Here is a 22,586-nt window from a genome sequence, read left to right as displayed (position 1 = left end):
AGGCTATGACAAATACAGACAAAAATCATAAGCATACGTATGATGCACAAGGCAAAATGACTTGTTGCACGCTGGAAGAAAAAATTTACACCGAAGCAGGTGCAAAAGAGCTGGTAAATGAAAAGCATCAACACGACCACGGCGATGATGAAGGACACGACCACAGTCATAGTGAGAGTAGTCCAATTAAAATGTTTTTGCCGAGTATAATATCATTGGTATTGTTGCTTGCTGCCATAGCATTTGATCATTGGCTTCCACAGCAATGGTTTACGGGTTGGGTAAGGATTATTTGGTATGTGGTTGCGTATGCTCCCGTTGGGTTTCCTGTATTGACAGATGCCGTGAAAAGCATCAGAAAAGGGGAAATCTTTTCAGAGTTCTTTTTAATGGGCATTGCCACCATCGGGGCATTTGCCATTGGCGAATATCCCGAGGGCGTTGCCGTGATGTTGTTTTATGCTGTTGGAGAAGTTTTTCAGACAATGGCGGTTTCCAGAGCCAAAGCAAATATCAAATCATTGCTCGACCAAAGACCTGATGAGGTAACGGTTTTAAGAAACGACCAACCCCTAACTGTAAAGGCGGAAACCGTGAATATCGGCGAAATAATACAGTTGAAACCGGGAGAAAAATTAGGTTTGGACGGAGAATTATTGTCTGAAACGGCATCGTTCAACACCTCAGCACTCACAGGCGAAAGCAAACCCGACACCAAAGCCAAAGGCGAAACGGTTTTGGCAGGTATGATAAACCTTAATACCGTTGCACAAGTGCAGGTCACAACCGCATATATGGATAGTAAGTTGAGTAAAATTTTGGAATTGGTACAAAATGCTACTTCACAAAAAGCACCAACGGAATTATTTATCCGCAAGTTTGCGAAAATATATACCCCTATAGTGGTACTGTTAGCGGTCGCTATCTGTGTGCTGCCTTACTTTTTCGTAGCTGATTATGAGTTTAGGGATTGGTTGTACAGGGCTTTGGTATTCTTAGTTATTTCTTGTCCTTGTGCCTTAGTAATCAGTATTCCATTGGGTTATTTCGGTGGCATTGGAGCAGCGAGCAAAAACGGAATACTGTTCAAAGGAAGTAACTTTTTAGATAGCCTTTCCAATATCCAAAATGTGGTAATGGATAAAACGGGTACAATGACAGAGGGTGTTTTCAAGGTTCAAGAAGTGGTATTTGACAAAGCGTTCATTCAAGATGAAATTTTGCAATTGGTCAATGTATTGGAAAGCCACAGTACGCACCCCGTAGCGACAGCTATTCACGAATACGTGGGGGAACTGGATAATACAATCCGCTTAGAAAATACAGAGGAAATTGCTGGACACGGGCTGAAATCAACCGTAAATGGTAAAGACTTGTTGGTTGGAAATTTCAAGCTGATGAACAAGTTTGGAATACAATACGACTTAGATCCGAACAGCATCGTTTATACGACCATTGCCGTTGCTTACGATAACAAATTTGTCGGTTACATTACGATTGCCGACAGTATCAAAGAAGATGCAGAGAAAACCATCCGTTTATTGCATAAACTCAATGTGAAAGCAACTATGCTTAGCGGAGATAAAAGTACAGTGGTAAAGTATGTAGCGGAGCAGTTGGGGATAGATAATGCTTTTGGGGATTTATTGCCCGAAGATAAAGTAAACAGGGTTAAAGAAATTAAAGCCAAAGACGAAAGCGTTGCTTTCGTCGGCGACGGCGTGAACGATGCTCCCGTTGTGGCGTTGAGCGACGTAGGTATCGCAATGGGCGGTTTGGGAAGCGATGCCACTATTGAAACGGCAGATGTGGTCATACAAGACGATAAGCCGAGCAAAATCCCAATGGCAATCAATATTGGAAAAAAGACAAAGAAAATCGTTTGGCAAAATATCACATTGGCATTTGTGGTAAAAGGAATTGTATTGGTGCTTGGTGCAGGTGGATTGGCTACAATGTGGGAAGCCGTTTTTGCTGATGTGGGCGTGGCGTTATTGGCTATTCTTAATGCGGTACGAATACAGCGGATGAAATTTTAAAGGACGTCAATTTATAAGTATTGAAAAGAAAACAGAAAATACGCAAAAAGAAATATATAAAGGTATTCAACCGAAGCGACTTAATGTCTTTGGACATCAGTGACGACAACCTTGTTGATGTAAGAACCATTTATATAGGTTGAAGCATGCTTCTGAAAACCCCGTAACCGGGCGTATGGGTGTATTCGATATTATTGAGTGAAAGATTTAAAAGAACACTAGCAGGAAATGTAACTGACACTATAATGCTCATGGAATAAAAATAAATGGCGGATAAGAGAAACTTATCTGCCATTTATTTCAAAAAAAACGAACCGGTTTGAAAAATATCATTATCTTTGCAATAGTTTTTTTGTTTTTTACATGTTAAAAAGGATAAACATATTAATGATTATATGCTTATTGGGCTTTTTTATAATCCCAATGCAATCCTATGCGTGTAAATCGCATTCCAAAGAAATTGTTATCAAGGAGAAGTCATGTTGCAGTGCCAACAAGCAGCATCATTCAGAAGATCAATGTGAGAAAGACTGCTGTAAGTCTAAGGATGACACGAGCAATGAATGCTCTGGAAATTGTGGACCTACGTCCTGCCACAGCTCTTCTAATAGTTTTTCTGCAACACCCCCATTTTTTAGGAACGTTCAAAATCCTGTTTTTTCTAAAAGTAAAAAATCATACCCTTTATACAAAGAACCCTTTTATTCTACAGGGGAATCTTCCATTTGGCAACCGCCTAAAATAAGTTAAATTAGTACTGTATAGCCATAGGTGTGCGAAATCGGTTGATTTTGCACCTATCCGCAATACATGTTTTATTAAAAGCCAGATCTGGCTTTTGATTATTTACCATTTTTAATACTTAATAAGGTTCCAAATGAAATCAATATCAAAAATATTGATGGTAATCACCGTATTACTATCCGCAGCAAACAGCTTTGCGCAAAACCAGAACGAGCAACATCACAACCATGGTGGAACAGCTCAAGCAAAGAATATTCCGTCACAAAATTTATCACAATTACATGCCGTATTTGACAAGTATTTTTCCATAAAAGATGCTTTGATAAACGCAGATGTAAATATAGCATCTTCAAATGCTACTGAATTAGCCACAGTTATTAAAACAGTGGATATGGGTGAACTTTCTCCCAAAGAGCATACCGTATGGATGAAGGTCATGAAGGAACTGTCTTTAAACACAGAAAACATCTCGAAATCGAAAGACGTCGTAAAGCAACGGAGGGCATTTGCCCTACTTTCTAAGAATGTCTATGAATTGGCAAACGCATCAAAGCAAAAAACAACTATGTACTACCAAAACTGCCCGATGTACAACGATGGCAAAGGTGCAACTTGGTTAAGTAAAAGTACGGATATCAAAAACCCGTATTACGGTTCAAAAATGCTGACCTGCGGTAGTACTATTGAAAAATTAAATTAGTCAGCCATTATGAGATGTCTATTGATTGGGATCGTTACTTCTATTGTAGTCATATTTAGTTCATGCAACAATAACCCTACACTAAAGGTGCAAGACAATACATATACTTCAAAAAGCTCAAATACAAATACCCGTGACCACAATGCCTTTGAAATGGGCGATGTAGTTCCGTCGGAAGAGGTATGCATGGTCAACAATGCATACATGGGCAAAAAACAATTTGAGGTAAATTTTGAAGGAAAAATATATTACGGATGTTGCCAGATGTGTAAAGAACGTATTCCAAAAGATCCTTCTACACGCGTTGCCATAGATCCATTTTCCAAAAAGCAGATAGATAAAGCGACTGCTATAATAGCAATTACGGGCAACAACGGGGAAGTATCATATTTTGAAAATAATACTACATATACAAATTACATAAATCAATTTTAATTATTAAAAACAGAAATCATGACAATGAAACATTTATTTGTAGGCTTACTAGCCTCATCCGTATTGACCTTGGCAGCATGCAATGGCGCTTCTGAAAAAAAATCAGAAAGCGACGTCCATACTGAAACAACGGTATCCAACGAAAGCAACGCTGCAAGCGACCAGGGAACTTTTTCGGAACTTTTTTCCCATTACCAGCACCTGACTTTTGCTTTGTCTTCCGATAATGATAAAGAAGCCGCAAATGCAGCTAAAGGCATGCTGGAAGCACTCCCCAAGATTAATACCGAGGGCTTTAGTGCAGAACAGAAAAGCACCTTCGATGACATCGCTGCTGATATTCAGGAACATTCGGAGCACATAGGTGATAACATAGGCAATATCGCTCATCAAAGAGAACATTTAGTGATCTTGAGCAAGGATTTTTATGATATAACAAAAGAATTCGGCACCGAAAAGCCCATGTACAAGATTTTTTGCTCGATGTACGATGACAACAAAGGAGCATATTGGTTAAGCGATAGCAAAGAGGTCAAAAACCCTTACTATGGTGAAGATATGCTAACATGTGGTGAAGTTCAGGAAGAACTGAAGTAAAAACGCTGATTAAGATTTGAAATTCAAATATCAGGTACCGGTCGATTTCTGTAGGCTGGTATCTGATATTAAAATGTAAACAATGTATATGTTATGCTTAAAAAAATTATCAAATATTTTTTGGAGAACCGAGTAATAACACTGTTATTACTTGTGGTTGTCCTTATATGGGGGCTGATTACAGCGCCCTTTAATTGGCATCAAAATGCGTTGCCGAGCGATCCTGTGCCGGTCGATGCGATTCCGAACATTGGGGAGAACCAGCAAATTGTGGCGACCGAATGGATGGGGAGGTCTCCCAAAGATATACAGGAACAGATTACCTATCCACTCACGACCTCCTTACTGGGCATCCCCGGCGTAAAAACAATCCGGAGCAGTTCGATGTTCGGCATGTCCTTCCTCTATGTCATTTTTGAAGAGGATGTTGAGTTTTATTGGAGCCGTTCCCGTATTCTGGAAAAACTGAATTCATTGCCTGCCGGCACATTACCATCCGATGTAACGCCCACGCTCGGGCCGGATGCCACTGCTTTGGGGCAGGTCTTTTGGTATACACTGGAGGGACGCAATCCCGAAACCGGAAAACCTACAGGAGGCTGGGACCCCGATGAGCTGCGCACGATTCAGGATTTCTATGCCAAATATAATTTGGCAGCATCAGAGGGGGTTTCCGAAGTGGCTTCCATCGGAGGTTTCGTAAAAGAATACCAAGTCGATATCAATCCAGATGCGATGCGCGCATACAATGTATCCGTAATGGATATCATGTCGGCTATCCAAAACAGCAACCTGGATATCGGTGCAGAGACGATCGAAATAAACAAAGCGGAATATCTGGTGCGTGGATTGGGCTACCTTAAAAGTGTCCAGGATCTGGAAGATGCCGTAGTGGCTGTGCGCAATAATGTTCCCGTAAAGATAAAAGACGTTGGGTTTGTCAATTTGGGACCCTCCACACGACGCGGTGGATTGGATAAGGAAGGCGTGGAAGCAGTTGGCGGTGTGGTAGTTGCCCGGCATGGAACCAACCCCATGGAAGTCATCAATAATGTCAAGGCGAAGATCAAAGACATGGAGGCGGGTTTCCCTCAAAAAACATTAGAGGATGGGACTATTTCAAAAGTCACCGTCGTTCCGTTTTACGACCGGTCGGGCTTGATTCAGGAAACCATCGGGACGCTGGAAAATGCTTTAGCACACGAAATCCTGATTTGTATTATCGTTGTGATCGTGCTGGTGATCAACCTGCGAGCATCGATTCTTATATCCAGTATCTTGCCCATTGGCGTATTGGCGACCTTCATCATCATGAAACAAATGGGGGTCGAGGCGAATATCGTTGCCCTTTCGGGAATTGCCATTGCCATCGGGGTTATGGTGGATGTGGGGATCGTCTTCATTGAAAGCATACTGCGCCATATGGATGAAGAAAAAGCCAAGGGTGTTGAGAGTCGGGGGAAAGCCTTTGTAAACCTGATTTCCCGTGCCGTGGCAGAAGTTTCAGGTGCTTTGTCAACGGCGATGCTCACCACCATCATCAGTTTTCTACCTGTTTTCATGATGGAAGCACAGGAAGGGAAACTGTTCGGTCCCTTGGCTTATACCAAAACCTTTGCTTTGGTTTCAGCGTTTGTGTTGGGCATTATTATCTTGCCAACACTGGCTTATTATATATTTTCAATCCGTATCAATGGGAGTAAAGTTCGCCGGATAGCCAACTACGTTTTGGTAGTTGCCGGTATCGCTCTTTGGATCTATACAGGTGTTTTTGTCGCGTTCGCATTGACTTTGATCGGAGTCAACAACCTGTTTACACCAAGATGGAAAGGAGAAAAAATTGCCAACTACGTTAATGTAGCTATCACACTTTTTGTAGCGATGTATTACCTGACGGTTGAGTGGCTGCCACTCGGCACGCAGGCAAGCACCACACTTAACTTTGTGTTCGTATTCTTTGCCATTGGTTCCATCCTGGGAATGTTATGGGCATTGGTGATCTATTATGAACAGATCCTGCGTTGGTCACTTTCCAACCGGTGGAAATTCATGGCCATCCCTATCATTACTTTATTATTCGGAATGTTAGCATGGATGGGCGTAGAGAAGAGTTTTGGTTTTGTTGCAAATGGCTTCGAAAAGACAGGTTGGAAATCATTTCGGGAGACTGCCTTCTGGCAAAAATCCACCGAAACATTTCCCGGTATCGGGGAGGAATTTATGCCAAGCCTCAATGAAGGTTCTTTCCTTTTGATGCCCACCAGTATGCCGCATACTGGGATTGAACAAAACCTGCAATTGATCAGAACACTTGATAAACGTATTCAAAACATACCGGAAGTCGAACTTATCGTAGGAAAATGGGGCCGTGTGAATTCTGCACTTGATCCGGCTCCTACACAGATGTTTGAAAATACGATCAATTATATCCCGGAATTTTATCTGGATGAAGACGGGCATCGTGAAAGGTTCAAGGTAAACAGTTCCGGAGAATTCGTGTTGAAAGGTGACAAGACCTATGCTGTTTCCGATGGTTTCCGTTCCATACCACGGGACAGTCTGATTGAAGATAAAAGCGGAAAATTTTTCCGCAGATGGCGTCCTGAAATTAAAAAGGCCGACGATATATGGCAAGAGATCGTCAATGTTTCTCATCTGCCCGGATTGACTTCCGCTCCTAAGTTGCAACCGATAGAAGCGAGAATGGTAATGCTTTCTACGGGAATGAGGGCTCCGATGGGGCTAAAGGTTTCGGGTCCGGATCTGGAGTCGATTGAAATCGGTGGCAAGGCCTTGGAAGCAGCCTTAAAGGATGTTCCATCTGTTATGCCATCGACCGTTTTCTACGACAGGGCTGTTGGCGCACCCTATATCGAAATCCATCTGAACCGGGATAGAATGGCCAGATACGGTATTACCGTTGCCGAGCTTCAGGAAGTAATCAGTGCGGCAGTCGGCGGTATGACGTTGACCACTACAGTCGAAGGCCGGGAACGATTTCCCGTTCGCCTGCGCTACCCACGAGAATTACGGGATGACCCGGATGCGTTGCGAAAAATAATCATTCCGACAGCTACAGGAGCTCAGATTCCATTGGGGGATGTGGTGGATGTTGAATATGCCAAGGGCGCTCAGATGATCCAAAGTGAAAATACCTTTTTGTTGGGTTATGTAATCTTTGATAAAAAAAGTGGCATAGCGGAAGTCGACGTAGTATACGAAGCGGATCAACTCCTAAAGGAAAAAATAGCGTCTGGAGAACTGGATTTACCCAACGGGGTGACGTATAAGTTTGCCGGAAATTATGAACAGCAAGAACGTGCCGCAAAAAGGCTAATGCTTATTATACCACTGAGTTTGTTAGCCATTTTAGTAATTCTCTACTTTCAGTTCCGAACGGTTACAGCATCGTTAATTCATTTTTCCGGTGTTTTTGTAGCTCTTGCAGGAGGTTTTATTTTGTTGTGGCTTTACGGACAGCCTTGGTTTATGGATTTCTCTGTCGGAGGGACAAATATGAGGGATCTGTTCCAGATGCACAGCATCAATCTCAGCATTGCCGTTTGGGTAGGATTTATCGCCCTATTCGGACTGGCGACGAGTGATGGTGTATTAATGGGAACATACATCCACGATACATTTGAAGCACGGAACCCCAGAACAAAAGATGAAATACGGGAAGCAGTCATATACGCAGGCTTAAAGCGTGTCAGACCGGCAGCGATGACCACTGCTACAGCACTGATCGCCTTACTGCCTGTCCTGACCTCTACCGGTAAAGGTGCGGAAATCATGATACCAATGGCCATCCCGACTTTCGGCGGCATGCTGATCCAATCCATGACCATGTTTGTGGTTCCAGTATTCCAGTGCTGGTGGAGGGAATCTGCCACTAAAAAAGAAAATAGAAAAAATAATAAAAATATAGCGAATGAAAACGAATAAGATAAATCGGTATATAACCGTGGCTGTATTAACAAGCTTAAGCATTTTTTCGCAAGCTTTAGCCCAAGACTACCCCACCGATTCGCTGTCCTATTATATACAAGTCGCAATCGAAAATAATCCGGGTGTAAAATCACAAAAGTATGCGCATGAGGCATACCTTGAAAAAATTCCGCAAGCCGGAGCATACCAAGACCCCGAATTGTCCATGAAAGCATATACGATGCCTATGGAAATTATAGGAGGGCGTTCTATTGGAAATGTGAGCTTGATGCAAATGTTTCCATGGTTCGGCACGAGAAAAGCAGCTCGCACAGAGGCTACACATATGGCCAATATGCAAGATCAACAGTATCGGGAAGCCATAAATAATCTAATCCTTCAGGTCAGCACACAGTGGTACACGATGCAAAAATTGAACGAGCAACTCAAGAATAATCAGGAAAACCAAGTGTTTCTAAAACAATTGGAACAATTGGCAATACGGAAATTCTCTGCGCCCTCAAGCACCTCACAATCAAGTGTAGCACCCGTCGTAAGCAGTAATACGCCTTCCTCACCAACCAGATCTAGTGCTTCATCGGGTATGGGAGGGATGAGTATGGGAGGAGGCAATTCAGCTCCTGCTACTAATCAGAATATGAGTATGCCGTCCGGTGGTGGCATGGGAGCAATGGAAGGTGGCTCCGGATCGGGTATGTCAGAGGTGCTTCGTATCCAATTGGAAATTGTCGAAATTGAAAATAACATTGAAAGTTTACATGCTCAGATTAAAGCCGAAAAAGCAAAATTCAATGCATTGTTGAATCGAGAAGCAACTGAAAAGGTCATGCTGGGACAAGAGATCCACAAGCTGAATTTTTTATATAGCGAGGAAGAGGCACTAAGGGTTATTGAGACAAACAACCCCATGCTTGAAATGATTGCCGAAGAAGGCTTGGCATTTAAGGCAAAAGCGGAAATGGATCGGAAAATGAGTTATCCCATGATTGGTATCGGTGTGGAATACATGGTTGTGGGAAGGACGAATAATTCAATGCTGGCCATGGACGGGATGAACGGTAAGGATATGGTTATGCCTATGGTTTCAGTGAGCCTGCCGCTCTTCCGTAAAAAATACAATGCCCAGCAAAACGAAAGCAGGCTATGGCGAAAATCAAGCGAAGAGAACTTTAAAAACACCTTCAACACTTTGAAAAGCGAGTTTTACAGTCTCAAAAGCCAACTGGATGATGCTCAGCGTGCCATCAAGCTGTACGAAGAACAAACTACGCTCGCCCAAACGACATATAACCTGATCGTAAAAGAGTTCGTTACAGGCAAAAGTGACTTGACCAACGTTATTCAGGTGCAGCGGCAATTATTGGATTATCAGCTTAGGAAAGCTGAGGCCCTTGCCAACTATAATACGATGGTTGTGTCGATAAAAAAATTATTAGCAGACCATAAATAATGAAATTATTTTAAAATTCTTAGCAATGAATAAACTGAAAAATATTTTTAGAAATAAGGCGGTAACTTACGGGCTTATATTATTGTCCGGACTACTGCTTGGCTGGGCGATATTTGGCGGGAACTCGTCCCATGATCACAGTCATGACCTTGAAATGGAAGTGACCGAGGACGGAGAAACCGTATGGACTTGCTCCATGCACCCCCAGATCAGAATGGATAAACCGGGAAAATGCCCGATATGTGCAATGGATCTAATTCCCTTGAAATCATCCGGAGGAGGTGATGGCGTAATTGACGATGACGCCATCCAGATGTCAGAAGAAGCCATAGCATTGGCGAATATCCAGACTTCGGTTGTCGGCCACCAAGACGCTGTTAAAGATGTCCAACTGTATGGGACTATTCAGGTGGACGAACGTTTACAACAATCCCAAACATCGCATGTCAATGGTCGTATTGAAAATCTTTATGTAACCTTTACCGGCGAATCTGTAAGGGAAGGTCAGCTGATAGCCAAAATCTATTCGCCTGATTTATTGACGGCCCAGCAAGAATTGCTCGAAGCTGCAAAATTGCAGAATATGCAGCCCCTCCTGTTGGATGCCGCGAAAGAGAAACTAAGTTTATGGAAGGTGTCAGAGGATCAGATAAGCAAAATATTGGCATCCAACGAAGTTTCACCCTACGTCAATATATATGCGAATACGAGTGGTGTTGTCATAGCAAAAAATGTAAATCCGGGCGATTATATCGGTCAAGGTAGCGTCTTGTACACCATTTCAAACCTATCCAAGTTATGGGCAGTTTTTGATGCGTATGAAACAGATTTGCCATTTCTAAAGGTGGGAGATCAGCTGGAATATACATTACGGAGTTTGCCCGGAAAAGTCTATAAAGGGCGGATTGCCTTTATTAACCCTATCCTTGATGCCAATTCAAGAACGGCAAAAATCAGGGTCGAAGCCGATAACCGGGATCGCAATCTCAAACCTGAAATGTATGCAACAGCAAGGATCACTGCTCCTTTAAAGGGCTACAACGATGAGTTGGTCATTCCCAAGTCGGCGGTTTTATGGACAGGGAAGCGCTCCATAGTTTACGTAAAACAGCCAAATACATCCACGCCTGCTTTTAAACTTCGGGAGATCGTCTTGGGCCCCTCATTGGGCGACCAATATGTTGTTATGTCGGGGCTGGAAAATGGCGAGGAAATCGTGACCAAGGGAGCTTTCACCGTTGATGCAAGTGCCCAGCTGGAAGGTAAAATCAGTATGATGAATAACGATGGCGCAGCATCGGCTGCCGGACATCAGCATGGCGATGCTCAAACCAATGTCAATAAGACCCATGATATGTTGAAAGTATCAGGAAATTGTGAAATGTGCAAAAGCCGGATTGAGAAAGCGGCGAAAAGTGTCAAGGGAGTGATTTCCGCAAACTGGGATGTTAATGCCAAAGTTATCCATTTGGATTTCGATTCAAAAGTAACCTCAAAAAGTGCCATAAGCAAAGCTATTGCTAATGTTGGTCACGATACAGAGCTGGACAAGGCTCCCAAGGCGGTTTATGACGACTTACCGAGTTGCTGTCTCTATGACCGGGGATAATGGTACTTGATTAATATTAGATCATGAAAAAAAACGGAAAACGAACGAAAGCATACAAAGTAATTTTAACAGTTCTGTTAAGTGTGTTTGTGTTAATGCAATTTATAACCCCCAAAAGGAACCTATCGCCGGTTCCTGCGGGTCAGGTTTTCGTTGATTCATTTAAGGTCGATGCAAAAGTTAATGCAATCCTGTCGGTATCATGCTATGACTGCCATAGCAACAATACCCAATACCCTTGGTACACCAATGTTCAGCCTTTGGGTTGGTTCATGGCAGATCATATAACCGAAGGAAAAGAGAAATTGAACTTTGATGATTTGCCAAATTATAGCCCGAGAAGGATAAACTCAAAGTTCGCGCAGATTGTTGAGCAGATCGAGAAAGGTAAAATGCCGTTGAGGTCATATATGTGGATGCACAATGGTGCACGATTAAACAAAGAGGAGCAACAACTGTTGATTAATTACTTTGATAAGCAATTAAATATAAAATAGTTATGAAAACGCCATCACACCAGCCGGAGAATCATGAGAGCATGAACAACGGATCAACAACTCCAAAAATAGAACATAAGAATTCACATCATTCAGGGAGCTATAAAAAACTTTTATGGATGATGCTTATTTCTTTTGTACTCATGTTTTTCCTTATGTACGCGATGATAGATCAGTTGACAAACATGGTTTTTAATATCAATCAATTTTACATGGCAGGACTAATGGCTTCTCCGATGCTTATTGTGGAGTTGGTTTTGATGGCTAAGATGTATCCTGACAAGAAGCTTAATTCAATTCTAATTTTAGTAGGATTCGGCACCGCATTAGCATTCTTTGTCAGTATAAGAAAACAAACCGCTGTGGGGGATATACAGTTTCTTAAATCAATGATCCCACATCATGCTGGAGCTATTTTAATGGTCGAAGAAAGCAAACTGGAAGATCCGGAAGTAAAAAAACTGGCAGAAGAAATAATTTCTGCTCAAAATCGAGAGATTGAATTCATGAAAGCTAAAATTAAACAGCTGGAAAACAACGAATATCAAAAAGATGGAGCTTTGAAATAAAGCAATCGATATCCATTATAATCAAAAATTTTCAGCAATTTAAAATACTAACTCAAAAGAGAAGAGAAATGAAGAAAATAGCAGTAATAGGATATGGAGTCATCGGCAAAAGGATAGCCGATGCTATAGTAAAACAAAATGATATGACCTTAGTAGGGGTATGCGATGTCGTTAGTGATTGGCGAATTCAAAATGCTGTAAACAAAGGCTATGCTATTTATGCATCGACACCAGAAGCCGAAAAAGAAATGAACGCCTGCGGAATTTCAGTAAAAGGTAGAATTGCTGAACTTCTCACCAAAGTAGATTTGGTGGTAGATTGCACCCCTAAAAAGGTGGCAGCCAAAAATGTGCAGGCCTATAAGGAAAGAGGAATAAAGTTTATCGTTCAGGGTGGTGAAAAGCATGAAGTAACCCGACATTCTTTCAGTGCCGAAAATAATTACCAATCGGCATTAAATTTAGATGCTACGAGGGTGGTTTCCTGTAATACCACCTCGATCTTAAGAACACTCACCGCCTTAAAGAAAGCGGGTTTACTTGATTATGCCAGAGGAACACTCTTAAGACGAGCCACCGATCCTTGGGAAAGTCATTTGGGCGGTATCATGAACACTATGGTACCCGAAAGAGAAATTCCTAGTCATCAGGGACCGGATGCACAAAGTGTAGATCCTGACCTGAATGTTATTACCTCAGCTATAAAGGTTCCGCAAACCCTTAGCCATCTGCACTACTGGAACATAAAAATGACCAAAGCAGCTTGCAAAGAAGAGGTTTTGGAAGCTTTTAGAACATCATCTCGAATTAGACTGATTCAATACGATCAGGGATTGGTTTCAAACAACACGATAAAAGAGATGTTCCTGGATATGGGAAGACCTTGGGGCGATATGTATGAGGTCGCCCTCTGGGAAGATATGCTGAAGGTGCAGGGTGATGAACTTTTTTATGCCTATGTGGTAGATAATCAGGCTATCGTAATTCCTGAAACCATTGATGCGATAAGAGCACTGACAGGGATTGAACCCAGTGCTGAACAGTCGATTATCAGGACAAACAAAAGCCTTGGAATTAATTAAAGAACAGGTATTATGGACATGTATAAAAATATTGTTGGTCATTTAGGCGACAACGCCTCTTATTATTTAGATCATATTAGTAAAAAGATTACGAAGGATAAATTGCATTTACCTGATAATAGTTCCATTGATAAGGTATTTGTGAATAGTAACCGTAACTTACAGGTATTACGAAGTCTCTCTCAACTTTATAACCACGGAAATCTTGGCGGAACTGGATACCTGAGTATCCTTCCTGTTGATCAAGGTATTGAACATAGCGCAGCTTTTTCGTTTCATAAAAACCCCGATTATTTTGATCCTGAAAATATCATCAGGCTCGCCGTTGAATCAGGATGCAATGCCGTAGCATCAACCTTCGGTGGACTTGGTCTTTACGCCAGAAAGTACGCACATAAAATCCCTTTTATTGTCAAGATCAATCATAACGAGCTCTTGACCTATCCGAACACTTATAATCAGACCTTGTTTGGAACGGTTAAGGAAGCGTGGGATATGGGTGTCGTGGCGATTGGCGCTACAATTTATTTTGGCTCTCATGAAAGTGATCGGCAAATAAAGGAAATAGCAGAAACCTTTGCGGAAGCACATGGTTTAGGAATGGCAACTATCCTTTGGTGTTATACCCGCAACGAAGCATTCGAAACCGATGAAAATGATTATCACAGTTCAGCGGATCTGACCGGGCAGGCCAACCATTTAGGGGTAACAATACAAGCAGATATCATAAAACAAAAATTACCGGACGCTAATTATGGTTTTAAGAACCTGCAATTTGGCAAATATAACGATGAGATGTACGATATTCTTACAACGGATCACCCTATTGATCTTTGCAGATTTCAGGTTGCCAACTGTTATATGGGAAAAATTGGACTCGTCAATTCCGGGGGTGGTTCAAAAGGAGCATCAGATATCGTTGACGCTGTCACGACAGCAGTAATTAACAAACGTGCAGGAGGTTCCGGATTGATATTGGGAAGAAAAGCTTTTCAAAGACCTTTTAGTCAGGGGGTCGAACTATTACAAACTGTCCAGCAAGTATATTTGGAAGATAAGATTACGGTTGCATAAGTTTTGACCCAAATGCTCATCTTCATCCAGAAAACCTAAACAGGAATGATGAAAACAGTAAAAATAAAAAAATACTCAGGGGAATTGCAGGATTTCGATATGAACAAGCTTATTAATTCTCTTCGGCGATCGCAAGCAGATGAGAATCTCGTCCAGCATGTGGCTCGTAATATCGTTGATCAAGTTGAAGAAGGGATGACCACCAAAAAGATCTATCAGATGGCTTTTAATATGCTGAAAAGCAGATCCCGGATAAGTGCTTCAAAATATAATCTGAAGAAGTCCCTGATGGAATTAGGTTCAACGGGCTTTCCTTTTGAAAAATTGGTAGGTAAACTGATGGAATTCGAAGGTTTTAATACTCAGGTTGGTGTTATTGTTCAGGGGGACTGTGTTTCACACGAAATAGATGTGATCGCAGAAAAGGAGAACAACCATTATATGATTGAATGTAAATATCACAATAGTCAAGGACGATTCTGTAATGTAAAGACCCCGCTATATGTTCAATCGAGGTTCGTGGACGTAAAGCAACGATGGAAGAGTCAAGTTGGACATGACACTAAACTCCACCGGGGAGGGCTTTATACCAATACCCGTTTCACCACCGATGCAATTCAGTATGGAACCTGCGTTGATTTAATGCTTGTTAGCTGGGATTATCCCCCGCAAAATTCATTGAAGGCGAGAATTGATAAAGCTGGTCTGTATCCTCTAACAGCATTGGCTACTCTCACTAAAACTGAAAAAAGACAGCTGTTGGACAAAGGAATCGTACTTTGCAAAGAAGTATACGAAAATCCAATCTTGTTAGAGCAATTGGGGATAAATGAGTCAAGGCAGAGGAAAATCTTAGATGATTCCCTAAAATTATGTAGCGCCATTAACACTTTAATATAATGTACAACTGTTATTTTAAACTCTAAATCATATAATATGAAAAGATACACATGTCCCATGCACCCGCAGGTGATGAAGGACGAACCAGGGAAATGTCCGCTTTGCGGAATGGATTTAGTTCCGATGGGAGGAGCAAAAAAAGAAGCTCACAGCCATCACGGACACCACCAACATCACGACCACAAAGAACATTCGCATCATAGTGAAAACCATAATCATCATTCCGATAGTGGCTACGACAAACACGAAGGACATCACACCCACGATTTCCTCAAACGTTTTTGGGTAAGTTTAATCATTACCGTTCCCGTTTTACTCTTATCGGAAATGATACAGCATTGGTTCGGTTTTACGATTGCTTTTCCGGGAGATAAATATGTACTGCTGACATTGGGAACTATCATTTACATCTATGGCGGAATGCCTTTCCTGAAAGGAATGGTAGGCGAAATCAAAGCCAAAGCCATCGGTATGATGACCTTGGTAGCCATCGCTATTTCGGTTGCTTACATCTATTCAGTTGCCGTTGTTTTTGGATTGCCCGGTATGGATTTCTTTTGGGAATTGGCAACCCTTATCGTGATTATGCTTTTGGGGCATTGGTTAGAAATGCGTTCTACAATGGCGGCTTCAAAAGCCTTACAGTCTTTGGTCGCTCTATTACCAAACGATGTTACGGTGGAACGACACGGAGAAGCTTTGAAAATAAAACTCGAAGACCTAAAAAACGGTGAAACCATTATCATCAAACCCGGTGAAAAAATTCCTGCCGATGGAACCATTGTCGATGGAGTTTCTTATGTGAACGAAAGTATGCTCACAGGCGAAAGTGTTCCGGTGAAGAAAGAAAAGGACGGAAAAGTAATTGCAGGTTCTATCAATGGTGAAGGTGCTTTGCGGGTTACGGCAACCGGAGTGGGCAAAGACAGTTACCTCAATAAGGTAATCAATTTAGTTCAGGATGCACAAGCAGCAAAATCGAATACGCAAAACCTTGCCGATAAAGTAGCCAAATGGCTCACTTATATCGCTATTGCGGTTGGGGTTATCACCTTTATTTATTGGTTTGGCAGTAGCGGAGATATTGCGTTTGCATTGGAAAGAATGGTTACGGTAATGGTTACGGCTTGTCCCCACGCCTTGGGTGTGGCTATTCCGCTGGTGGTTGCCATTTCTACAACGCTTTCGGCAACCAATGGTTTACTTATTCGCAACCGCACCGCATTTGAGACCACACGCAACTTATCCACCATTATTTTTGACAAAACAGGAACGCTTACCAAAGGTTCTCACGCAGTGGAAAAAGTTATCCCATTAACCGATAAATATGCTGCCGATGAAATGATACAATATGCAGCAGCCGTTCAGCAATATTCCGAACACCACATTGCAAAAGGTATTTTAAAAACGTTGAAAGAAAGAAACCTTGAACTATGGAAGTCGGAAAACTTCAGCTATATGGCAGGTATAGGTGTAAAAGCAGTTGTAAACGGAAAAGAAGTTGTAGCGGCAGGACCTAATTATTTCAAGCAGAACAACCTTACAGAACCCGAAACTCCAAAAGAAATCAATCAAAGCATTGAAACAGTCAATTATGTTTTTATTGACGGTGAAGTCATCGGTATTATCACGTTGGCAGACAGTATTCGTGAGGGTTCGCAAGAAGCCATTGACCAGTTAAAAAAGATGAACATCAAATCCATTTTGCTTACAGGCGACAATGAGAAAATTGCAAAAGCGGTTTCTGAACAATTAGGAATGGACGGTTATATCGCCAATGTATTGCCTCACGAAAAACAGGAAAAAGTAAAGGAATATCAAGCCAAAGGTGAAGTGGTTGCGATGACCGGCGATGGCGTGAATGATGCACCTGCATTAGCACAGGCAGATGTAGGTATAGCAGTAGGTTCGGGTACGGATGTAGCAGCCGAAACAGCCGATATTATTCTGGTAAACAGCGACCCAAGAGATGTAGTAAAAATGATTGACTTCGGTAAACGGACATATAAAAAGATGGTGCAAAATCTGCTTTGGGCAGTTGGCTACAATGTGATAGCCATTCCGCTTGCAGCAGGTGTGCTTTATCCGGATTTCGTTCTAAGTCCTGCAATGGGTGCGGTTTTGATGAGTGTAAGTACAATTGTGGTTGCGATTAATGCAAGCCTCTTAAAATTAAAACCGCTAAAATGATGGAGGTAATCAATCTCTTGTCGAATATAACAAAAACAATATGTTATGAGATATAATTTAATAATGCTACTTATGCTTATTACGATAAGCAGTAGCGCGCAGTCAGCACATTCAACCCATAAGCATAAAATGGATAATCCACAAGTAAATGTAAATGAGGAGGAAAAGGAACAACAAAAGGTATACACCTGTCCAATGCATCCAGAAATACTCTCCGATAAACCGGGAAACTGTCCCAAATGCGGGATGAAACTTGTCCCTAAAAAAATGGAGGGTAACGAAAGCCACGGAGAGATGAATATGAACAAGCAAGCTCATGAAAATGTTCCAATGCTTCCATCGAAGATAATTGGTGGCGGGAAGGTTGTAAAATACCACTTATATGTAAAAGACACCATTGTTACCTATGGCGGAAAATCCAAAAGAGCTATTGCAGTTAATGGACAGATACCGATGCCCACATTGACGTTTACTGAAGGGGACACGGCAGAGATTATGGTGCACAACCTGATGGACGAAGCCACATCCCTGCATTGGCATGGTGTAATGCTGCCCAACAAAGAAGATGGTGTTCCTTGGTTGACCCAAAAGCCCATTGAGCCAAATTCTACCTATACGTATCACTTTCCGATAATCCAACATGGTACGCATTGGTACCATTCGCATTCCGGCATGCAGGAACAGATAGGTATGTATGGTTCTTTCATAATGAATAAACGTGAGGATGATCCCACATTCAGGAAAGGTATTGATGATCTACCTACAGTTCCTTTGATTTTAAGTGAGTGGACCAATTTAAATCCAGATAACGTCCACCGGATGCTTCATAATGCCAATGACTGGTTTGCAATTAAGAAAGGGACAACCCAAAGTTATCTGGAAGCTATAAAAGAAGGACATTTTAAAACGAAAGTTACAAACGAGTGGAAACGTATGCTTGCGATGGATGTCAGTGATGTTTATTATGATAAATTTTTGATCAACGGCGCAGATGGGCAGCAACTCTCACAATTTAAGGCGGGAGACAAAGTTCGGTTGAGGATCGCTAATGGTGGTGCTTCATCCTATTTTTGGATCAATTACGCAGGTGGAAAGATTACCGTCGTTGCCAGTGACGGGAATGATGTCGAACCGGTTGAAGTGGATAGGCTAATCGTGGGTGTTTCGGAAACTTACGATATTATAGTTACCATTCCTGAGCTAAATAATTCCTATGAGCTATTGGTTACCCCTGAAGATCGCACCGAATCTGCATCGATTTATATCGGAGAAGGAACGAAAGTACCACATCCCCCACTTCCGAAACTTAAATACTTTGAGGGCATGAAGATGATGAATGACATGATGAAAATGAACGGGGACATGAAGGACATGGGGATGAAAATGAGTCTCCAAAAGATGGACATGAATTCGGTAATGTATCCCGAGATCACAGGTGATAAAAATGGTAATAAAGCGATGGATAAAATGGAAATGGACTCCTCAATGGATCACTCAGCTCATGATATGTCAAGTTCTGACATCGTTACCTTAAATTACGACATGCTTAAATCACCGTACAATACCGAACTGTCAAAAGATCAACCGGTAAAAGAAGTGACCTTTACGCTCACAGGGAACATGAATAGGTATGTCTGGAGCATGGATAACAAGGTTCTTTCCGAAGTGGATAAGATTCCTGTCAAGAAAGGAGAAATTCTCAGGATTAAACTGTTCAACAACTCCATGATGCGGCATCCAATGCATCTCCACGGATTTGATTTCCGTGTCCTAAATAGTAATGGAATACAGTCCCCGCTAAAGAATGTCATTGACATCATGCCTATGGAGACGAATATCATTGAATTTGCCGCCAATACCGAGGGTGACTGGTTCTTCCATTGTCATATTATGTATCATATGATGGCAGGTATGAACCGGGTTTTTGCAGTAGGTGATTATCAAAACCCAAATCTGCCTAACAAAGAAAAAGCATATAAAAAACTGCAAAAAGAGAGCAATGGATGGCATTTTATGGCTGAGAACGACTTTGCTACAAATGGTAACGACGGGCAGGCAATGCTTCAAAATACACGCTGGAAACTTAGTACCGAATGGAGATTAGGTTATAATAATCGCCATGGATATGAAACTGAAACGCACTTCGGTCGATATATCGGAAAAATGCAGTGGTTTATGCCTTTTGTAGGTTTCGATTGGAGATATCGGGAATTTGGCAGCCATGAGATTGAAAAGAATATGTTCGGACAGAAAAACACGAAAAATAAAAGAGCCAAACTAAGTGCAGGTTTCGTTTACACTTTACCTATGCTGGTCGATTTTCAAGCCGAGGTATATACAGATGGCATTGTTCGTCTCCAATTAGCAAGGGAGGATATCCCTTTGACTGCAAGATTGAGAGGGGCATTTATGGTAAATACAGACAAAGAGTATATGGGTGGTCTAAAATACATTTTGACCAGAAACATTGCCGCTACTACCCATTATGACAGCGATATGGGCTGGGGGTTCGGATTGAATTTGTCCTATTAAGTTTGACTTTCTATGAGGTCGGATTTAGAATCCGACCTCTTTTGATGAATTAAAAATGTTACTTAATGAGCAATTATTACGAGGAAATAATAAAGAAACTAGAAGATGAAATAAAAGAGGTGTCTCTTGAACTGGATGGTTCCATAGCTTTGTATGAAGTTATTATCGAGTTGATATTATCGAGACTTTCCGAAATAAAGGAATATACACTAAAAAATGGCTTTGATAGTATAAATGAAGAGATCCACTTTTTCAAATATCAAAAACCAGTCATTGTTGCAAAACTCATTTACTATAACGCTATCTATAAAATAGAGACAAAAAAACCTAATGATATAAAAGCTATTAGGAAATACATTAATGGTGAGCTAAGGAAACTCAAACGGTATTTTGAGAGTAACCTTGAATTCTATAAATATTACCGAACAGGCAGTTCATTTGTAGATGAAAAGTTATTTGTTCGGGGCAAACACGATATAAAGTTAAGTTTGGACACGGTTTATTTTGAAACCGACCACCGGTTTTCTACATCCCACGATTATAAGGCGGCAAAAATAATTGCCAATGACCTGATTCAAGTTTATCTTGAAGACCAACTTCACAACATAATCTATAAAGATAAATCAATAGACCTACCAACATTAAGTTGGACGGGAAGCAAAGCGGCTTTAACGGAATTGATTTACGGACTGCATTCTCAAGCCGTCTTCAATAATGGGAATACAGATATTATAACCATAGTCAGATTTTTTGAAAACAGTTTTAATGTTGATTTGGGCGATTTTTACCATACATTTTTGGAACTCAAAGCAAGAAAGCTGAACCGAACGAAATTCCTTGACAGCTTACGTGATGCTTTGATTAAAAAAATGGAAGAACAGGACGAAATATAAAATCAAAAGACGATTTTGTCGATCATTATTCGGCGAAGGAGCCAGTCCATTTTCCTCTTTCCCTAACTATCGTTTACAAATGGAAACGGTCCTGAAATTCTTTACCCAGTTTGAATTCATTGGAGGTTTTTAGACTTCTACCAATAATGAGATTATACCGCCGTTGCCATTTGCTCACAAGCTTCTGCGCATTTGTAGCAAGCATCCGCACACTCTTTGCAATGTTGCATATCATGCTTAGCACATTCATCTCCACACGCTCTACAAATCTCCGCACATAGCTTGCAAAGGTGACGGCTATATTGGCTTCCCAAACTCATGAGTTCGGCTGCGGCTCTACATATGGCTGCACATTCCAGATCAAGCTGGATACATCGAGCCATCATTTTTACATTGTCCTCTTGCAAGCAAGAAGCTGCACAATGGTTACAAGCTACAGCACAGGCGTAGCATTCGTCAATACATTTTTGAAATTGTTGATGTGACATAATTTTATTGTTTAAAGTGAGAAATTATTTATCTATTCTTATTAGCTAATAACCAGGTTTGAATCTCCGAGATTTCCTGATCCTGTTTTTCAATAATATTTTTTGCCATTGTCTGCATAGCACTTTCGTGTCCGTAAATAAGTTCCAATCTTGCGTTTTCAATTGCATTTTGATGATGCTGAATCATCAACATGGCAAAATCGTGATCCGTGTCTCCATTAATGATTTGGAGATCTGTCACTCTGCCTGAGCGTTCCATATTTTTCATCTGCTCTGTAACAAATTCGGGAACATTTAGATGCGGTACGTGACCATTGAGAAATGTGGTTAATTCTTGAATCTCAGCCTTCTGGTCTTTAATTATTTTCTGGGCCATCTCCCTCATTTGCGCATCATCGCCGGATTGCAGTTCCTTATTTGCCATGTCGATCGCTCCCTGATGATGGATTCGCATCATCAGAGCAAAAGCATTATCAGGGTCGGGGGGCATTTGCATGGCCATCATCTCATCCATCATGTTGTGCATGATAGTCATCATTTCATTGTCATCGTGATTCTGGATTTTGATTTTGTGGATATCGTCCTTATCGCACGCTTGGATAAATAACAGTATTCCTGCCATTGCCATTATTTTTATCGCTAATTTCATAGATGTATATTATTATTATCAATTTCCTTTTCTCTTTTAATAATGAAATGTTAAAGACTTTTTTTGATAGAACATATAGACAGAACAACATACAATTCAATTTGTTTAATTTTTTGGATTCAAAACGAGCTACAGATAAGATATGTGGGTGTAAGATTATTTCTGTAATGTAGTGGTTTATGCTACTATT

17 protein-coding genes are annotated in these 22,586 nt (G+C 41.2%); 15 read left to right on the top strand and 2 right to left on the bottom strand.

The genetic code is table 11. The annotated features are described in order from the left end of the window. Nucleotides 1–5 precede the first annotated feature (5 nt). The 15 genes from LKO28_RS08210 to LKO28_RS08140 all read left to right on the top strand — a co-directional run bounded on the left by LKO28_RS08210 (nucleotide 6) and on the right by LKO28_RS08140 (nucleotide 21,259). Entirely contained in the window at nucleotides 6–2,039 is a 2,034-nt protein-coding gene (locus tag LKO28_RS08210; RefSeq protein ID WP_227694343.1) for a heavy metal translocating P-type ATPase, read from the top strand. Nucleotides 2,040–2,916: 877 nt separating this feature from the next. After that, nucleotides 2,917–3,483, top strand: coding sequence for a DUF3347 domain-containing protein (locus LKO28_RS08205; RefSeq protein ID WP_227694342.1), 567 nt, complete (start codon nucleotides 2,917–2,919; stop codon nucleotides 3,481–3,483). An 87-nt stretch (nucleotides 3,484–3,570) separates the two neighbouring features. Then, complete coding sequence (locus LKO28_RS08200; protein WP_227694341.1) at nucleotides 3,571–3,918, top strand: hypothetical protein; 348 nt, start codon at nucleotides 3,571–3,573, stop codon at nucleotides 3,916–3,918. A gap of 24 nt (nucleotides 3,919–3,942) precedes the next feature. Next, the gene (locus LKO28_RS08195; protein WP_227694340.1) at nucleotides 3,943–4,515 is read left to right on the top strand and encodes a DUF3347 domain-containing protein; all 573 of its coding nucleotides are present in this window, start codon (nucleotides 3,943–3,945) and stop codon (nucleotides 4,513–4,515) included. Between the two features lie 93 nt (nucleotides 4,516–4,608). After that, the gene (locus LKO28_RS08190; protein WP_227694339.1) at nucleotides 4,609–8,460 is read left to right on the top strand and encodes an efflux RND transporter permease subunit; all 3,852 of its coding nucleotides are present in this window, start codon (nucleotides 4,609–4,611) and stop codon (nucleotides 8,458–8,460) included. Next, nucleotides 8,447–9,913 carry a TolC family protein gene (locus tag LKO28_RS08185; protein ID WP_227694338.1) on the top strand — a complete coding sequence of 489 codons (1,467 nt, stop codon included), beginning with the start codon at nucleotides 8,447–8,449 and terminating at the stop codon, nucleotides 9,911–9,913. The genes LKO28_RS08190 and LKO28_RS08185 overlap by 14 nt, the downstream gene beginning before the upstream one ends. A 25-nt stretch (nucleotides 9,914–9,938) precedes the next feature. Next, nucleotides 9,939–11,522 (top strand): efflux RND transporter periplasmic adaptor subunit, encoded by a 1,584-nt coding sequence (locus LKO28_RS08180; protein WP_227694337.1) that lies wholly within the window; start codon nucleotides 9,939–9,941, stop codon nucleotides 11,520–11,522. A gap of 23 nt (nucleotides 11,523–11,545) precedes the next feature. Further along, nucleotides 11,546–12,019: a heme-binding domain-containing protein gene (locus LKO28_RS08175; protein ID WP_227694336.1), complete on the top strand. Its 474-nt coding sequence runs from the start codon at nucleotides 11,546–11,548 to the stop codon at nucleotides 12,017–12,019. Nucleotides 12,020–12,021: 2 nt separating this feature from the next. Beyond that, a complete protein-coding gene (locus LKO28_RS08170; RefSeq protein WP_214649527.1) occupies nucleotides 12,022–12,588 on the top strand; it encodes a DUF305 domain-containing protein in 567 nt (188 codons plus the stop codon). A gap of 68 nt (nucleotides 12,589–12,656) precedes the next feature. After that, nucleotides 12,657–13,670 carry a type II glyceraldehyde-3-phosphate dehydrogenase gene (locus LKO28_RS08165; protein WP_091097028.1) on the top strand — a complete coding sequence of 338 codons (1,014 nt, stop codon included), beginning with the start codon at nucleotides 12,657–12,659 and terminating at the stop codon, nucleotides 13,668–13,670. Nucleotides 13,671–13,682: 12 nt separating this feature from the next. Continuing rightward, complete coding sequence (locus tag LKO28_RS08160) at nucleotides 13,683–14,744, top strand: class I fructose-bisphosphate aldolase (RefSeq protein ID WP_227694335.1); 1,062 nt, start codon at nucleotides 13,683–13,685, stop codon at nucleotides 14,742–14,744. 45 nt (nucleotides 14,745–14,789) lie between these two features. Then, the gene (locus LKO28_RS08155) at nucleotides 14,790–15,644 is read left to right on the top strand and encodes a restriction endonuclease (protein WP_091097024.1); all 855 of its coding nucleotides are present in this window, start codon (nucleotides 14,790–14,792) and stop codon (nucleotides 15,642–15,644) included. A gap of 36 nt (nucleotides 15,645–15,680) precedes the next feature. Next, nucleotides 15,681–17,834, top strand: coding sequence for a heavy metal translocating P-type ATPase (locus LKO28_RS08150; RefSeq protein ID WP_091097022.1), 2,154 nt, complete (start codon nucleotides 15,681–15,683; stop codon nucleotides 17,832–17,834). A 45-nt stretch (nucleotides 17,835–17,879) separates the two neighbouring features. Then, complete coding sequence (locus LKO28_RS08145) at nucleotides 17,880–20,366, top strand: multicopper oxidase domain-containing protein (protein WP_227694334.1); 2,487 nt, start codon at nucleotides 17,880–17,882, stop codon at nucleotides 20,364–20,366. A gap of 65 nt (nucleotides 20,367–20,431) precedes the next feature. Beyond that, a complete protein-coding gene (locus LKO28_RS08140) occupies nucleotides 20,432–21,259 on the top strand; it encodes an RteC domain-containing protein (RefSeq protein ID WP_002993221.1) in 828 nt (275 codons plus the stop codon). 152 nt (nucleotides 21,260–21,411) lie between these two features. Here LKO28_RS08140 and LKO28_RS08135 read toward each other — a convergent pair whose 3' ends face one another. Then, nucleotides 21,412–21,747: a four-helix bundle copper-binding protein gene (locus LKO28_RS08135; protein WP_002993225.1), complete on the bottom strand. Its 336-nt coding sequence runs from the start codon at nucleotides 21,745–21,747 to the stop codon at nucleotides 21,412–21,414. A 28-nt stretch (nucleotides 21,748–21,775) separates the two neighbouring features. Then, nucleotides 21,776–22,396, bottom strand: a complete 621-nt coding sequence (locus LKO28_RS08130; RefSeq protein WP_227694333.1) for a DUF305 domain-containing protein — start codon at nucleotides 22,394–22,396, stop codon at nucleotides 21,776–21,778. Between the last annotated feature and the right edge of the window lie 190 nt (nucleotides 22,397–22,586).

This window comes from Sphingobacterium sp. FBM7-1 (assembly GCF_020687765.1).
GTDB lineage: Bacteria > Bacteroidota > Bacteroidia > Sphingobacteriales > Sphingobacteriaceae > Sphingobacterium.
This window is presented reverse-complemented; position numbering and strand designations above follow the sequence as displayed.

Excerpts from the sequence above, each read along its gene's own strand:
- LKO28_RS08205 (WP_227694342.1), top strand. The coding sequence starts at position 2,917 with ATGAAATCAATATCAAAAATATTGATGGTAATCACCGTATTACTATCC.
- LKO28_RS08170 (WP_214649527.1), top strand. The coding sequence starts at position 12,022 with ATGAAAACGCCATCACACCAGCCGGAGAATCATGAGAGCATGAACAAC.
- LKO28_RS08155 (WP_091097024.1), top strand. The coding sequence starts at position 14,790 with ATGATGAAAACAGTAAAAATAAAAAAATACTCAGGGGAATTGCAGGAT.
- LKO28_RS08135 (WP_002993225.1), bottom strand. The coding sequence starts at position 21,747 with ATGTCACATCAACAATTTCAAAAATGTATTGACGAATGCTACGCCTGT.
- LKO28_RS08190 (WP_227694339.1), top strand. The coding sequence starts at position 4,609 with ATGCTTAAAAAAATTATCAAATATTTTTTGGAGAACCGAGTAATAACA.
- LKO28_RS08185 (WP_227694338.1), top strand. The coding sequence starts at position 8,447 with ATGAAAACGAATAAGATAAATCGGTATATAACCGTGGCTGTATTAACA.
- LKO28_RS08160 (WP_227694335.1), top strand. The coding sequence starts at position 13,683 with ATGGACATGTATAAAAATATTGTTGGTCATTTAGGCGACAACGCCTCT.
- LKO28_RS08210 (WP_227694343.1), top strand. The coding sequence starts at position 6 with ATGACAAATACAGACAAAAATCATAAGCATACGTATGATGCACAAGGC.
- LKO28_RS08150 (WP_091097022.1), top strand. The coding sequence starts at position 15,681 with ATGAAAAGATACACATGTCCCATGCACCCGCAGGTGATGAAGGACGAA.
- LKO28_RS08175 (WP_227694336.1), top strand. The coding sequence starts at position 11,546 with ATGAAAAAAAACGGAAAACGAACGAAAGCATACAAAGTAATTTTAACA.
- LKO28_RS08130 (WP_227694333.1), bottom strand. The coding sequence starts at position 22,396 with ATGAAATTAGCGATAAAAATAATGGCAATGGCAGGAATACTGTTATTT.
- LKO28_RS08195 (WP_227694340.1), top strand. The coding sequence starts at position 3,943 with ATGAAACATTTATTTGTAGGCTTACTAGCCTCATCCGTATTGACCTTG.
- LKO28_RS08165 (WP_091097028.1), top strand. The coding sequence starts at position 12,657 with ATGAAGAAAATAGCAGTAATAGGATATGGAGTCATCGGCAAAAGGATA.
- LKO28_RS08145 (WP_227694334.1), top strand. The coding sequence starts at position 17,880 with ATGAGATATAATTTAATAATGCTACTTATGCTTATTACGATAAGCAGT.
- LKO28_RS08140 (WP_002993221.1), top strand. The coding sequence starts at position 20,432 with ATGAGCAATTATTACGAGGAAATAATAAAGAAACTAGAAGATGAAATA.
- LKO28_RS08180 (WP_227694337.1), top strand. The coding sequence starts at position 9,939 with ATGAATAAACTGAAAAATATTTTTAGAAATAAGGCGGTAACTTACGGG.